General features: G+C 66.0%; 11 protein-coding genes and 1 riboswitch. Of the genes, 4 read left to right on the top strand and 7 right to left on the bottom strand.

The features are described 5' to 3' along the window. Window positions 1-73: 73 nt before the first annotated feature. Window positions 74-1,261, top strand: a complete 1,188-nt coding sequence (locus R2770_06540; GenBank protein MEZ5280113.1) for a Fic family protein — start codon at window positions 74-76, stop codon at window positions 1,259-1,261. Between the two features lie 9 nt (window positions 1,262-1,270). Here the strand turns inward: R2770_06540 and R2770_06535 are convergent, their stop codons facing one another. From R2770_06535 to gcvT, 3 genes are read right to left on the bottom strand one after another with little or no spacing between them, the layout of a single operon-like run. Then, the gene (locus R2770_06535) at window positions 1,271-1,660 is read right to left on the bottom strand and encodes a PaaI family thioesterase (GenBank protein MEZ5280112.1); all 390 of its coding nucleotides are present in this window, start codon (window positions 1,658-1,660) and stop codon (window positions 1,271-1,273) included. Continuing rightward, a complete protein-coding gene (gene gcvP, locus R2770_06530) occupies window positions 1,657-4,539 on the bottom strand; it encodes an aminomethyl-transferring glycine dehydrogenase (protein MEZ5280111.1) in 2,883 nt (960 codons plus the stop codon). Before gcvP ends, R2770_06535 begins: the two co-directional genes overlap by 4 nt. A gap of 41 nt (window positions 4,540-4,580) precedes the next feature. After that, on the bottom strand, window positions 4,581-5,708 hold the full coding sequence (gene gcvT, locus R2770_06525) for a glycine cleavage system aminomethyltransferase GcvT (GenBank protein MEZ5280110.1): 1,128 nt from the start codon (window positions 5,706-5,708) through the stop codon (window positions 4,581-4,583). Window positions 5,709-5,863: 155 nt separating this feature from the next. Beyond that, a riboswitch (glycine riboswitch) is annotated at window positions 5,864-5,971 on the bottom strand. 178 nt (window positions 5,972-6,149) lie between these two features. On the opposite strand from gcvT, the gene R2770_06520 reads away from it, so the two are divergent. From R2770_06520 to R2770_06510, 3 genes are all read left to right on the top strand, one after another. Then, window positions 6,150-7,019 carry a hypothetical protein gene (locus R2770_06520; protein ID MEZ5280109.1) on the top strand — a complete coding sequence of 290 codons (870 nt, stop codon included), beginning with the start codon at window positions 6,150-6,152 and terminating at the stop codon, window positions 7,017-7,019. 67 nt (window positions 7,020-7,086) lie between these two features. Continuing rightward, window positions 7,087-7,530 carry a hypothetical protein gene (locus tag R2770_06515; protein ID MEZ5280108.1) on the top strand — a complete coding sequence of 148 codons (444 nt, stop codon included), beginning with the start codon at window positions 7,087-7,089 and terminating at the stop codon, window positions 7,528-7,530. A gap of 72 nt (window positions 7,531-7,602) precedes the next feature. Then, the gene (locus R2770_06510; protein MEZ5280107.1) at window positions 7,603-8,349 is read left to right on the top strand and encodes a VOC family protein; all 747 of its coding nucleotides are present in this window, start codon (window positions 7,603-7,605) and stop codon (window positions 8,347-8,349) included. Here the strand turns inward: R2770_06510 and R2770_06505 are convergent. From R2770_06505 to R2770_06490, 4 genes are all read right to left on the bottom strand, one after another. Further along, window positions 8,328-9,479, bottom strand: coding sequence for a hypothetical protein (locus R2770_06505; GenBank protein MEZ5280106.1), 1,152 nt, complete (start codon window positions 9,477-9,479; stop codon window positions 8,328-8,330). The genes R2770_06510 and R2770_06505 overlap by 22 nt on opposite strands. A 117-nt stretch (window positions 9,480-9,596) precedes the next feature. Further along, window positions 9,597-11,294, bottom strand: a complete 1,698-nt coding sequence (locus tag R2770_06500) for a GMC family oxidoreductase (protein MEZ5280105.1) — start codon at window positions 11,292-11,294, stop codon at window positions 9,597-9,599. Between the two features lie 37 nt (window positions 11,295-11,331). Continuing rightward, entirely contained in the window at window positions 11,332-13,662 is a 2,331-nt protein-coding gene (locus tag R2770_06495; GenBank protein ID MEZ5280104.1) for a hypothetical protein, read from the bottom strand. A gap of 67 nt (window positions 13,663-13,729) precedes the next feature. After that, complete coding sequence (locus tag R2770_06490) at window positions 13,730-15,442, bottom strand: DEAD/DEAH box helicase (GenBank protein ID MEZ5280103.1); 1,713 nt, start codon at window positions 15,440-15,442, stop codon at window positions 13,730-13,732. Between the last annotated feature and the right edge of the window lie 9 nt (window positions 15,443-15,451).

Here is a 15,451-nt window from a genome sequence, read left to right as displayed (position 1 = left end):
GAAGTGTCAGCATCAGCGGCCGTTAGGTATCCTTAGGTTGATAAAGATACTTAACGAGACTCTCTGGGAACCCATGAGCACCGCTTGGCCCGCACTCTCATACGAAAAGCGCGAGTGGACGCCATCTTCGGCCTCGATGATGTCGCGCACCCAACAGCGGCGCCACCGAGGACCATACCTGGCGGCCGTGGTGCCCGAGATAGCCGGCGTCGATTCGCTGGATCTCGACACCGAGACCCTGGCCCGCGCCGACGACGCCTCGGCGGCCATCGCCCGCTTCGACGAATCTTTCGGTTCGGACCTGACCCCCTTTGCGGCGATCCTGCTGCGGACCGAGTCGGTGGCATCGAGCCAGATCGAGAACCTGACCTCGTCGGCCAGAGCCATAGCCCTGGCCGAACTCGACGGCGGCAGGGCCAATGCGGCGGTGATCGTCTCGAACACCCGCGCCATGCAGGCCGCCATCAGGCTGGCAGACGAGCTGGATGCGCAGGCGATTATCGAAACCCAGCGGGTTCTGCTGGAGGCCAGCGCACCCACCCACGTCGGGGGCTGGCGCGACCAACAGGTTTGGATAGGCGGACGTCCGTTCGGTCCTCACCAGGCCGACTTCGTGCCTCCGCATCACGATCGCGTTCCCGATGCGATGGACGACCTGGTCGCGTTCTTGGACCGAGACGATCTGCCCGTTTTGGCCCAGGCCGCGATCGGCCACGCCCAGTTCGAGACGATTCACCCGTTCCCCGACGGCAACGGGCGCACGGGCCGCGCGATTCTGCACGCCCTGTTGCGGTCGAAGGGACTGACCCGGTCGGTGAACGTGCCGATATCGGCGGGCCTGCTGACCGATGTCGGTGCCTATTTCGGGGCCCTGGGCAGCTACCGCGCCGGCGATCCCAACCCAATCGTGGCCTTGGTGGCCGACGCCGCGTTTCTGGCCATCCAGAACGGAACCACCCTGGTCAGCAACCTGAGGGCCCTGCGCGCCGGATGGCACCAACGCGTCAACGCCCGTGCCGATTCGGCGGTGTGGACCGTGGCAGATCTGGTGCTGCGTCAGCCGGTCATCGATAGCAATGTGGTGCGGGCCGAAGCCGGTGTTGCCCCGGTGAATGCCCGCCGCGCCATAGAGCGACTGGCCCAGGCCGGCGTGTTGTCGGAGATCACCGGCAACCGCCGCGACCGCAAATGGGCCGCGCCCGAGGTTCTCGACGAACTGGACGCCTTCGCCGCCCGGGCCGGACGCAGAGGTGGCGCCTGATCGCCGCGCCTAGGGCGTGATCACGCTGAACGACCCCGAAGCCGTGGCCACCAGCCGTTCGGCCGCGTCGAACACCTCGCCACCCAGGTGGACGATGGTGCGGCCCGGCTTGGTAACGGTGACCTTTGCTACGCATGGTCCCGGCATCAGTGGACGCAGGAATCGGGTCTGGATCTCGATGGTCGCGCAGAAGCAGCCATCGGGAATCACCTCCATGGTCGCCTTGCCCATGGCCGTGTCGAGCATCGTGAAGATGACGCCCCCATGAGCCACCCCGTTGGGGTTCAGGTGTTTGGGCCCGATGTCGATCTCGGCGACCACACCGTCTGAGACCGTCTCGAGGCTCATCCCCAGGAACTCACCAAGCGGGAAGTAGCCGTATTGGGGTTCTTCGCTCACAGGTCGGCTTCCTCGAAGGCCCTCGGGTCGGGGCACGAGCACACCAGGTGGCGGTCGCCGTAGGCCTCGTCGATACGGCTGACAGGCACCCAGTACTTGTCGCTGCGAAGCCCCTCGACCGGATACGCGGCCTCTTCTCGCGAATAGGCATGCGACCACTCGCCGCCCAGCAGGTCGAGCGCCGGGTGTGGGGCGTTGACAAGCGGGTTGTCGTCGGCCGGCCATTGGCCCGAGCGGATCTTGTCGATCTCGCCGCGGATAGAGATCATGGCATCGCAGAAGCGGTCGATCTCGGTGAGGCTCTCGCTCTCGGTCGGCTCGATCATCAAGGTGCCGGGCACCGGGAACGACATGGTGGGGGCGTGGAAGCCATAGTCGATCAGACGCTTGGCGACGTCGGCGTTCGACACCTCGTGCAGCGGCCTGATGTCGATGATGCACTCGTGGGCCACGAGGTTGTTGGGGCCCGTGTACAGAACCGGGTACGAGTCGGCCAGCCGTTTGGCTATGTAGTTGGCGTTGAGGATGGCCACCTGGGTGGCGCGAACCAAGCCCTCGGCACCCATCAGGGTGATGTACATCCACGAGATCGGCAGCACGCCGGCCGAACCCCACGGGGCGGCCGAGATTGCACCGGGCCCGGTGGCTGGCCCGGCCTCGGCGACGACCGGATGGTTGGGCAGGAACGGGGCCAGGTGGGCCTTGCACGCCACCGGGCCCACACCCGGGCCGCCACCGCCGTGGGGGATGGCGAAGGTCTTGTGCAGGTTCAGGTGGCTCACATCGCCGCCCCACTCGCCGGGAGGCGCCACGCCCACCAGGGCGTTCATGTTGGCGCCGTCGACATATACCTGGCCGCCCGCTGCGTGCACCAGAGAACACACCTCGCGCACCGACTCCTCGAACACGCCGTGGGTCGAGGGGTAGGTGATCATCAGGGCGCCGACGGCATCGCCGTGCTGGTGAATCTTGGCCTTCAGGTCGTCTATGTCGATGTTGCCGAAGTCGTCGCAACCCACCACGACCACCCGCATGCCAGCCATCACGGCGGACGCGGCATTGGTTCCGTGCGCCGACTCGGGGATCAGGCACACGTTTCGCTCGTGATCGCCGTTGGCCTTGTGATACTCACGAATGGCCAGCAGCCCGGCGAACTCGCCCTGCGAGCCGGCGTTTGGTTGCAGGCTGATCGCGTCGTAGCCGGTGATCTCGATCAGCAGGGTCTCGAGCTCGCGGATCATCTGCATGTAGCCGGCCGCCTGGTCGAGCGGAGCGAAGGGGTGCATCCGCCCGAACTCGGGCCATGTGATGGGCTCCATCTCGGTGGTGGCGTTCAGCTTCATGGTGCAGCTGCCCAGCGGGATCATCGCCCGGTCGAGAGCGACGTCCTTGTCCGACAGGCGGCGCATGTAGCGCAACATGTCTGTTTCAGAGCGATAGCTGTGGAACACCTCGTGGGTGAGGAACGGCGATGTGCGAGCTGAGCCCTCGGGCAGCCCGTCGGGGGCCGACGATTCGATCTCGATCACGGCCCGGTCGACCCCGAAGGCCCTCCACACGCCGCGGACGATGGCTGAGTCGGTGGTCTCATCGAGGCTGATGCCGATGAGGTCGTCTCCGGTTCGGCGAAGGTTGATGCCCTGGTCGCGTGCGGCCCACTCGATGGCCTGAGCCCGGTCGGGGACCCTGACGGTGATGGTGTCGAACCAGTGGTCGTTCACTATCTCGTAGCCGGCGTCGGCCAGGCCCTTGGCCAACACCGAGGCGAGCCGGTGCACCCGCGTCGCGATGCGGGTGAGCCCGTCCGGGCCGTGATAGACGGCGTACATCGAGGCGATGACGGCCAGCAGCACCTGGGCCGTGCAGATGTTGGACGTGGCCTTCTCGCGGCGTATGTGCTGCTCTCGGGTCTGCAACGAAAGGCGCATTGCCGGGCGGCCCGCCGAATCGACAGACACACCGACCAGACGGCCCGGCATCGAGCGACGGTAGGCGTCGCGAACGGCCATGAAGCCCGCATGTGGCCCGCCGAATCCCAACGGCACGCCAAACCTCTGCGACGAGCCGACGACGATGTCTGCGCCCCACTCGCCAGGAGGGGTCAGCAACGTCAACGCCAGCAGGTCTGCGGCCACCGCGACCAGGCCTCCCGCATGATGCACACGCTCGACCAGATCTGCCAGTTCGCCCACGGGGGTGACCTGGCCCGACGAGCCAGGGAACTGCAACAACACGCCATAGACCGACGCGGCATCCAGGTCGGTAAGCGGGTTGCCGACCACCACATCGATGCCCAGTGGCTCGGCCCGGGTCTTGACCACGTCGATGGTCTGGGGATGACAATCGGAGTCGACGAAGAATGCGTTCGACGTCGACTTGGTCGACCGTCTGGCCAAGGTCATTGCCTCGGCTGCGGCGGTGCCCTCGTCGAGCAGCGAAGCGTTTGCCATGTCGAGCCCCGCCAGGTCAGACACCATCGTCTGGAAGTTCAGCAGTGCCTCCAGACGACCCTGGCTGATCTCGGGCTGATATGGCGTGTACGCGGTGTACCAGGCCGGCGACTCGAGCAGGCGCCTGACTATGACGCTGGGGGTGAAGGTGTCGTGGTAGCCCATGCCGATGAGCGAGGTGTTGACCACGTTGCGGTCGGCCTTGGCGCGCAGCCTGGCCAGGGCCTCGAGTTCGCTGGTGGGCGCGGGGACGTTCAGCACCGAGTTGGTGCGTATGCCCCCGGGCACAGCGGCGTCGATGAGTGCTTCGAGCGAGTCGTATCCCAGGTACGACAGCATCTGGGCGATGTCGTCGTCGGAGGGCCCGATGTGTCGGCCGATGAAGGCGGCCTCGTCGGAGAGCTGGCTGATGAGTGGAATCTGGTTCACGGTGGGTCCTGGTCTGTCAGGGTGTCAGCGGGCGGTGGGGATCAGCGGGCATAACGCTGGGGGACAAAGGGCAAGGCGCAAACGGTGACCTCTTCGGCCTTTCCGCGAACATCGGCGCTCAGCACGGTTCCTTCAGTGGCAAGGTCGGATCTCACCATGCCCATGGCCACGGGCGCTCCGACGGTTGGTCCGAAGCCGCCCGAGGTGACCAGCCCCGCGCTTTCACCCTCGCTGTCCACCAAGGGCGACCCGTCGCGCACCGGACGTCTGCCGTTGGGTCTGAGGCCGACGCGGGTGCGGCCAACACCTTCATTCAGCTGGCGCAGCACCGTTTCGGCGCCGATGAAACCGCCCTGTTCACGGCGGCGCTTCTGGATCGCCCAGACCAGATCGGCCTCGACCGGGGTGACCTCCTCGGTCAGTTCGTGGCCGTACAGGCACAGGCCCGCCTCCAGGCGGAGCGTGTCGCGGGCGCCCAAGCCGGCTGGCGCAACCTCGGGCTGGGCCAGCAGCAGCCTGGCCAGGCCTTCGGCCTGGGTTGCGGGAACCGTGATCTCGAATCCGTCCTCGCCCGTGTACCCAGAACGCGAGGTGGGGCAGTCGATACCACCGAGTTGCAGCATCGCTGCGTCCATGAACTTCATTGCGACCGCCGATGGGTCGAGCCTGCTCAAGGCGTCGACGGCCAACGGGCCCTGCAACGCCAGCAAAGCCAGGTCGTCGCGGTAGACGATGTCGACGCCTTCGGTGTTGGCCTGCAGGTGGGCGATGTCGTCGTGTTTGCGCGAGGCGTTCAGCACGGCCACAAATGGCGGGCCGTCGTCGCCCATGGTTCTGGTGACCATCAGATCGTCGATGATTCCGCCCCGTTGGTTGGTCAGGAACGAATAGCGCTGACGACCGGGCTGCAGTGTGGTGATGGCCGATGGCAGCACCCACTCGAGCTGTGAGCCGACGTGGTCGGGGTCGCCGTGTAGTTCGACGATGCCCATGTGCGACACGTCGAACAGGCCGGCCTTGGTGCGTGTGTGGTTGTGCTCGGCGACGACACCTTCGTATTGCACGGGCATGTCGTAGCCGGCGAATGGCACCATGCGCCCGCCCAACTCGAGGTGCAGCGAATGCAACGGGGTGGTCAGGAATGGCGTGTCCGGAGTGTCGGGGTTCATCTGCGTTCCAGCGTTGGGTATGCGTCTGTCGTGTCGACGCCCCCCGCTGTCACTGCACCTGAGAGATTGAGCCGAGAGCTTCGGCCTGCCCCTTCGGTGGGTACTGCGTTCGTGTCGCTTGCGGCGATACGAGCCGTACCTCTCTCCAGCGTCGCCCCTGTGGTGTGGTCCTGTTTGCCTGAGCGATTCCGGGGGCGGTTGCGCCTTCGGCGGACGAACCGGGCGCTGGCGCGTCCGGTTCGACTCTCTCCCACACCACAGCGGTGGCTTCCCAAAGGGTAGCAACCCCACCGCCGTCGGGGGCAGTTGTGGATTTGGACTCAAGTTGCCCGGTGCTTCGTGTCGAACGAGTTGACGTTCCAGATCTATAGGGAGTACCAAGTGCCACAGCCCCGACCTGCAAGTCTTGCTCGACGAACCCTGTCCGCCGGTGCAGCTCTGATGTTGGCTGCCGGTCGCTGTGCGGGTCCTGCCGGGGCGGTCGACAGTGAAGAACCTGCTGGCGACATCGCAGCGGTGCTCGAGGCCGGCGGTCTCGACCCGTCGTCGATTCCGCCAGAGCTTCTGGAGCGGGTCAACGAGCGTCTCGACAAGGCGATCGAGAGCGGCAACCTGACCGAAGAAGAGATCGCCGCAATCGAGGACCTTCGCCAGTCGGGCCAGCTCGAGGAGGCCATCGCGCAGCGCATCGAAACCAAGCGCGAAGAACGCAGCGCAAAGCGTCAGGCCATCGTCGAACGGCTTGCACAGGCCGGAATCGTCGTCGAGGACGGCCAATCGATACGCGAGGCGTTGGATCAGGCCGGCTTCGAACGTGACGAGATACGCGACCTGATGAAGTCGATCCGTCCCGATCACGACGATGACGGAGAAGCCGACGAGACCGACGACGACCGCACGGCAGTCGAGCGCATCATCGACTCCGCGCTGGACCGGCGAAGCGACAGGGCCAAGGAACGCCAGGAAGAGCGCGAAGAACGTCAGGAAGAGCGCGAAGAACGTCAGGAAGAGCGCGAAGAAAGTCGCGACGAGCGTAAGGATGATCGCGACGAGCGCAAGGAAGAACGCAAGGAAGAGCGCGAAGAGCGCAAGGAAGAGCGTCAACAGCGCGGTGACGACGCCGACCACGACGACGACTCCGACGGGCCGACCGATGATTCCGACGAGTCGACCGATGACTCCTCCGACGAGTCGGCTGATGATTCCGACGTATCGACCGATGACTCCGACGAGTCGCCAGACTCCACTGACGATTCGGCCGGTGAGTCGCCCGAAGGTGAGACACCATCGACGGTCCCCGGCGAGCTGTGAGCCCGACGGTCTAACGAATCGAGCCGGTTCTGCCGATTGAACCGATAGGCGACTTGGGAGAAGTGTGGTGTCGAAATTCGCGGGCAAGTTCGCAGCGCTGCTGCTGGGATCGGGTGTGGTGCTATCGGCATGCTCGGGCGGTGCCGCCGAGCCGGCGGCATCGCAGCCGTCCGAGTCGGCGCCAGAGCTCGAAGGCACGATCTCCACGACCGGAGCCGTCGACGAGGTTGATAATTTCGCCGGCGCCACCGAGGGCGAAGGCCTGGATATTCCGGTGGCGTTGCCCCGCGAAGACGACAGCCCGGCAAGCGAGCCCGCAGATTCGGAAACACCCGAAGCTGCAGAGCCCGCCGACTCGTTGACCGACGAGGGCGTTTTGGCTGCGGCGGTCATCATCTTGTCCGACGGCGACCTCGAGGGTGCCATCGCCGACGGTGTCGTCTCCGAGGCCGAGGCTGAGGCTGCATTGGCAGCCATCGAGCAGGGGACCCTCGATCAGTACGCGGGCTGAAGCCGACGGGGGCACAACCCAGGGCGGGCGCAGAACTGACATGGTCGCAAGCGCTGGGTCTAGCCTCGGGTCATGGCCCATCACCCTGTCCGACTCCGCCAAGTGGCCCTGGTGGCCGCCGATCTCGACGCCTCTGTCGACGCACTTTGTGCGGCAATGGAAGTCGAGAGGTGCTTCAAAGACCCCGGGGTGGGCGAGTTCGGTCTCGACAACTTCTTGATGCCAATCGGCGACACGTTCCTAGAGGTCGTGTCGCCGATGCGCGAGGGCACCACGGCGGGTCGCTACATCGAGCGGCGAGGCGGTGACGGCGGCTACATGGCCATCTTCCAGCTGGACGATCTGGAGGCGGCCAGACGCAGGGTCGCCGACGCCGGAATCCGTGTCGTTTGGCAACACGACAGCCCGGCCATGTCTGGCACGCACCTGCACCCCGCCGACGTCGCCGGTGCCATCGTGTCGCTAGACCATGCCCAACCGGTCGATGACTGGAAATGGGCGGGCCCCCAGTGGCGCCAGCACGTCCGAACCGACAAGGTTCTCGAGATCTGCGGCCTCGAGATCCAAACCGAGCGGCCCGGCGAACTGGCCGAGACCTGGGCCCGTGTTCTGGGCGTGGCCTGCGAAGCGCACACGGTGGTGGTCAACCCCGATCAGACAATCCGCTTCGTCGCGCCAGACGACGGGCGTCCCGAGGGCATCAGGGGCTTCGACGTCAAGGCCAGCAAGCCAGAATTTGTGGGCACCGAGATCGAGGTGGTGGGGTCAGGATTCGGTTCTGCTAGGTCTGTGAGCCATCACCACGAAGCGGCCGTGTAGCCGTCGCCCGCCAGCAGCGTCAGCTCGTTTCCGTCGAACGCCAAGGCTCGGCCCAAGCCGTCGACTATCAACAGCCAGCGACCGGTCGAGTCGAGGTCGATGTCGACGATGCCTCCGCTGATCTCGAGCTCGATGGTGCTCAGCGTCGTGCCCGTGATCGGATCGATCAGGGCCAGCGCGCTCTTTTGTGCATCGGAAGCGTTGGCCACGATCGTTCCACCGGCCGCAATCTGGGGCATGGTCCACGCTCCGGCTGGTGGCCGCAGAACCTCCCTCGCGGACAGGTTGGCGGCGTCGACAGTGACGATGGCAGTTCCGCTCGCGTCGCCGGCGCCGACTACCAGCAACGACGAGTCTGTCGACCAAGAGACCGAGTGAGGCATCAGGCCTGGAGCAAGCGATGCTTCGGCCGATTCATCGGTCTGGACCTGTCGCACCGCTACTCGGCCCTGCGGATCGATCAGGGCGACGCGATCGCCAGAGCCCGAGAGCGCCGGGCCAGACCCTGCCAGCTTCGTGCTCGTGGCCGTAGCGTCGCCGATGTCGATGGGCGTGATCAAGGCGGTGGGGTCGGCACAGCACGTCTCGACATAGACCACACCGTGACCGGACACGTCGACCGAGACCGGCGAGTTGGGGCCGACCCGGTCTTCGGGGTCTACCGCAAGAGACGTCTGGAAGATGACTGCCGCCCGGCCGGACGTGGTCTCGACCAGCACCACCGATTCACCGCCTCTGACCGCCACCATCGACGCGGGCATGGGGGCGTCTTGCCCAGGCGACGGCCAACCCGGCTGTAGCGCCGGGACCGCGCCATCATCGTCGGGAGCCTGGTTTGCGGCGCCGCCATCTGTCGTTACGGTCTCTGCTTCCTCGGCAACCGGTGCTGGGTCGGCGGCCGGGCGGTCCGATGTGGTGCCGGGCAGCGGAATCGAGGCCACGTCGGCTTCGGACAACACCGGCGGCGCAACCGCCGTGCGGCCGTTGGCGATGGGGATGGCGATGACGACTTGTTCACCGCCAGTGTCGGTGGTCGGCGCGGTTTGGGCTGTCGCAGCGTCTGGTGCGGTCTCGTTCGCCGCGTCTTGCTGGCCTGTCGAGCCGGTCAGCGAGCATCCCGAGAGCATCACCGACGCCGCCATGGCGACAACTGCCAGGGGCTTCGACCCACGGCTGTGTTTGGGTCGACTAGGGGTGCATGTCGAACTCACCCGGTTCCATCGGCCGTTGCGGAGCTGTAAGTGAGATCACCAACGCAACGCGGCCGGTGCATCGACCGGTACCACCGGGCGCAGTGGCCGCACCGGATCGACCCGTTCGTAACGGGCGCCTGGGGCCGGGCGAGGGTCGGTCTGGCCCTTGTTAGGCCAAAACGACATCGCTCGTTCGGCCTGGGCGGTGATGGTGAGGCTGGGGTTGACGCCCAGGTTCGCCGATACGGCGGCGCCGTCGACGACGTGCAGCCCTGGCGAGCCGAACACGCGGTGATATGGGTCGATCACGCCCGTCTCGGGGCTGTCGGAGATGGCGCAACCACCGATCAGGTGCGCCGTCACCGGAACATCCAGCAGAGCCTCGTTCCAGGCGCCCGCTGGTTGGCCACCGATGTGGTGCGCCACCCGCCTGGCAGCCTCGTTGGCCGCAGGAATCCAGGTGGGGTTTGGTTCGCCGTGGCCCTGGGCTGTCACCAGCCGTTGCCGGCGCAAGATCTTCGATGGCGCCAACCTGGTGCGCAGCGAGTTGTCGCGCGACTGCATCACGAGCACGATCACGCTTCGTTCGCTCCACCGCCTGACCGACAGGCTGCGAAGGAACCTGATGGGATGGCGCCCGACCTCGAGCCCGAATCTCAAGGGCCGCGGCAGCCGGCCGCCGCCGTCGACCAACAAGGTCGCCAGCAGCCCCATCGAGTTTGATCCCTTGCCGTAGCGCACCGGCTCGATGTGGGTCTGAGGGTCGGGGTGGAACGAGCTGGTGATCGCCACGCCGCGGGTGAAGTCGTGCCCTGCGTCGGCGGGCGCGGTGGCGCCGACTATGGCCTCGCTGTTGGTACGCGTCAGCTCGCCCAGTCGCGGCGACACCTCGATGCGCCCTCGGTGGGCCAACTCGTGCAACAGCCGTTGTGTGCCCAACGCCCCTGCAGCGAAGACAACCTGGCTGGCCGTCACCGACGGGGTCGACACTCGGCGAGGGCCGGGCTCGACGACGTCGATGAGCCACTGGTCGTGGCGACTCACGATGTCGACCACCTGCGAGTTGGGCCTGATCTCGGCCCCAGCGAGTTCGGCGAGGTGCAGGTAGTTGAGGTCGAGCGTGTTCTTGGCACCGTGGCGGCAGCCGGTCATACAGGCACCACACTCGAGGCACCCGGTTCGATCGGGGCCGACGCCCCCGAAGAACGGGTCGGCCGATCGCTCACCCGGGGCTTTGCCGAAGTGCACAGCCACAGGTGTTCGGTGGTAGGTGTCGGCAACGCCCATGTCGGCGGCCACCCGTTGCATCACCTCGTCAGCGGGCGTGTCGTGGGGGTTCTCGACCGCACCCAACATCCGCTTGGCGGTGTCGTAATGGGGCGCCAGCTCCAAGCGCCAATCGGTGATGTGGCTCCACTGGGGATCGTCGTAGAACTGGGGGAGTGGTTCGTAGAGGGTGTTGGCGTAAACCAGACTGCCCCCGCCGACTCCGGCACCCGACAGCACCAACACGTCCTTCAGCAGGTTGATGCGCTGGATGCCGCGGCAGCCGAGATCGGGTGCCCACAGAAACCGGCGCAGATCCCAGGAAGTCTTCGGAAAGTCTTGGGCTTCGAAGCGTTTGCCGGCCTCGAGAACCACCACCGACCAGCCCTTCTCGGCCAGGCGAAGGGCTGCGACCGAACCCCCGAATCCGCTACCGATGATGGCGACGTCAAAAGTGTTGCGGGGCAGACCGGTGCCGTTGTTCACGCCACACAGTCTGCCCCGCAATCGAGGTGGTTCGGGCTCAGCCGAACGGCGTGATTGACACCGATCCGAAGGTCACGTCGGCTTCGTGGGCGAACAGTGCGATCGATCCGTTGTGTGGAGCGGGCTCGCCGCCGGTGGTGGTGAACTCCTGCCAACCGCTCGGTTCTGGGGTGTCGACCCGCCAGACACGCCACCGGTAGGTGGTGACCTGACCGCCGATTACCTGCATGCGGATCAGATGAGTCTCACCGGTGGCGATCTGATAGCGGCTCGACTGCTGAACGTCGATGCGATGATCGATCATCTCGGCGGAGGTACCTGCCGTTCGCCACCTGACCCACGCCAGGGCGCCCAGTGGCACGAACCCGTCGGCGTCTGGCAAGAATCCGACCAGAGGGTTGTTTCCGTCAGGGTTGGACGAGTGGCCGGTCCAGTGGGCAGCGATGCCCACCCCGGCGCCGTTCGACGGCTGATCCAGATGATCCGGCGTGATTCCGTGAACGGTGAACGACGTAAGAACCTCGTAGCTCTCCCAGGTGATGTGACCGACGCTGACAATTCGGTCGTAACCAGGCTCGGCGGTGCGGATGCCGTCGTTGGTGATGCGCCATTTGCCGTCGACCACATGCGCCGCCTCATCGATCGAGCCCAGTTGGGTCCAATCGACGACCATGTTGGGCCTGACCGAGACCGGGTCGTAGTCGATGGACACCACCCTGGTGGTGGTGAGGCCGCTGTTGTCGGTGGCCACGAGGGTCACCCGGTTGATACCCGGATGCAGCTCGACGATCGGAATGTCGACGTTGAAATCGCCATCTTGGACCAGGCGGCGCTCTGCGGGTCCGATCCGCATCGAACGGGCCACACCACCCTCGAGTTGGGCCGTGAGGTTCACTACCGTCCCTTCGTCTGAGACGTTGCCCAAGATGTTCACGAAGCGCTGAGACACACCACGGCTTCCGACCGAGATCGAATCGCCACCCCAAACATCGATGACGGGGGCCGAAGGCGCAGGATTGGGCGGGGCAGTTGTCGTGGTGGTGGGTGCCGCGGTCGTTGTTGTGGTGGGTGCCGCGGTCGTTGTTGTGGTGGGTGCTGCGGTCGTCGTGGTGGTGGGTGCCGCGGTCGTCGTGGTTGTGCCGGTATCACCGACGGCGACGATCGTCACCGAAACGACTTTGGTCTTGGTCCCGCCGTCGAAGGTCAGGTCGAGCGATCCGTCTGCGACGGTGACGCGATGGGTCGCCGAAGCCGTGGGGCTGGCTTGTGTGGTCAAGACCCGGTCGTGGAACGAGACCCCCTCGACCTGAGCCGAGTGGGCGATGCTCGAGTACTGATATCGGCTTTCGCCGACGGTCACGGTCACGTCGTACTGCCCGTTGGCAACCAGAGCCTTCCAGGCCGCCGGCGAGTCGACCGACACCCAGCGCCCGCCCTGATTCAGGTACCGCGTCGTTGCGTGGCAGAAGGTGTCGATTCGCTGGTCGGCAACCGCGTTGCGGTCACCGCATTGACGGCGCGAACCGTCTGGGAGCACCCACCCGAAACCGGTCTCAGCGCTGAAGGCGGCGCCCGAGTCGGCCACGAAACCGGGCGGCACCGCAGCACCGCTGGGCTGGAAGTTGACCGAAAGTGACATGGCCCGTTTCGGCTGGGTTGTGGTCGGGGCCTGGGTGGTGGTCGGGGCCTGGGTTGTGGTCGGCGCCTGGGTGGTGGTGGTCGTCGCACCCACGCGCTGGGCCGTGATCGACACGATCTTGGTCAGATCACCTCCGGCGAAAGACACGTCCAGCGAGGAATCCTCGACCGTGACGCGCTTGGTGATTCGCGCCCAGGTCATCGAGTCAGATGTTGGCTCGCGGTCGAAGAATGTGACGCCCTCGACCTGGACCGAGTGGGCAATGCCGGGCGTGCGCTTCATGGGGTCACCAACGACGACCGTCACGTCGTAGGTGCCGGGCTGAAGGTCGGCGCGCCACGTCGCCGGCGAGTCGTGCGGGGTCCAGAAACCGTCGACGTCCCAGTAGTAGGAAGTCGCGTGGCAATAGGTGTCGAGTTCCTGGTTGGCGGCGAAGTGGCGGTCGACGCACTGGCGGTCGTTGCCGTCGGTGAGAATCCAGCCATAACCCCGCTGGGCTGCATAGGGCTGACCGGCGTCGGGCTGGAATCCCGTCGGCACTTCCTTGTTGGCGGGCTGGAAGTTGATGGCAAGCGAGTCGGGCAGGCCGCCCTGGTCGGTGGTCCGGGCGGGCGCGGCCACAAAAACCGAGGTCAGCATCACCAAGGCAGCCAAGACGGACCCGATCGTCCGCCTGGATCGGCCTGGAGCGCCAACCGTGAGCGCTTGAAGTGACGTTCCGTGGTACATGCCACTCTCCCTGAATGCGTAGAGTGAGCAAGATAGATCAACTCGGCAAGAATGTCACGAAAAGTGGTTAAGAAACCCTCCAGGGTGACCGATGGCCGGAGATCTCGCGGCGCCAGCTTTCGGCGGCTTCTAGTCGCTGGCGAAGCTGTGTACGCCCCGCCTCGGCCACCGACCGCACCCCGGAACGCCGATTCAGCTCGGCGTTAACCTGGCCGTGGTTCTTGCCGGTCAGGGCCACCAGCTCTGCGACGACATCGGCGTTCTTGTCGCGAAGTGCTTCGCGTTCCTTGCGGGGCGTCGAGCCGGCGGTCTGAGGGCGCATCGAGCGCCCGGGCAGGGGCGTCAGCTCGAGCAGCAGATCGTGCTCGGCGATATCGAAGGCCGGCGACGTCGGCGCGGGGGGAACGTCTTCGAATGCGGCGTCGAACACGGTCATCTCGGGTGGACCAGACGACAGGGTCACGGCGCTGAGAACATCGAACAGTGAGAGCTGTTCGGAATCGTCGGCCGGGTCGGGTACCTCGTCGACCTCGGCGTGCACGATCACATCGTCGTCTTCGTCGCCGGCCCTGCGTTTGAGGCTGTGGCGACGCTGCTGGGCGATCTGCTCGGCCCATGATCGCAGACGCGAGTCGTCGGGGATGAACATGAACGCCCGCTGGCTTCCGCCATCAGGGGTCAGGCGAACCAGGCGCCCAACGGCCTGCCGGAAGAACAACTCGGTGGTGGTCGTGGTCGCGAAGACACCTATGCGTAGCCGCGGGATGTCGACCCCCTCGCTGACCATTCGCACCGCCACGATCCAGGGCGAGTCGCCGGCCGCGAACTCGGCTATGCGATCGGATGCGTTCGGGTCGTCGCTGAGCGCCACAGTGGCCCTCACCCCGTGCCGGGCACGCAACAGTTCGGCAATGGCCCTCGCATGTTCCAGATCGATGGCGATCGCCAACGCCCCGGCGCGAGGTTGTTCGTCGCGTCGGATGCGCATGAGCTGCTCGTGGGCCTGGCCTATGACCGTGGGCAGCCAGTCACCCCGAGGCGACAGAGCAGCCCGCAACCGCTGGTTGGCGCGCTGTCGATCGAGCGGGTCGTCAAAGGTGGCGCTGATGACCATGCCGTCGGGGGCCGACCACTCCATATAGCCGTCGAATCGCGGGAAATACACCGGCCTGACGACGCCCCCGTCGACCAGTGCAGGTCCGTATCCGTAGTCGAAGTCGGCTACGGCCTCGTCGCCGCCGCTGTAGTGCACAAAGGGAATCGGTGAGCTGTCGGACCGAAACGGTGTGCCGGAAAGCGCCAGCCGGCGGCCGGCGCGCTCGAATGCGGTGGTCACCGCGTCACCCCAGGCCTTGTCTTCGCCGGCGTGGTGAACTTCGTCGAACACCACGAAGGCGTCGACGCACAGCTTGCGCAGGGCAGCCGCCGACGTCGCCACCTGCTGGTACGTGGTGACGATGCCGTCGACCTCGTCTGGCAGCCCACCATCAGATGATGACCAGTTGGGCTCGAGGTCGATGCCGAAGCGGGCCGCCGAGTCGGCCCACTGGTATTTGAGGTGTGACGTCGGCGCCACAACCACCAGCCGCGTCTGGGGGTCTTGGGCCAGCATCGTGCGCGCCGCGGTCAGCGCAAACGTGGTCTTGCCAGCGCCCGGGGTGGCCACGGCCAGGAAGTCGGGACGCGGAGAGGCGAGGAACTGGTCGAGGGCTGCTCGCTGCCAGGCCCTGAGGCGAAGAACTGTGGGCGCGCCGGGGGCGCGCGAGGTTGCCTGGGTCATGTTGAACTG

It is taken from the genome of Acidimicrobiales bacterium, assembly GCA_041394185.1.
Lineage (GTDB): Bacteria > Actinomycetota > Acidimicrobiia > Acidimicrobiales > Poriferisodalaceae > JAAETH01.
This window is presented reverse-complemented; position numbering and strand designations above follow the sequence as displayed.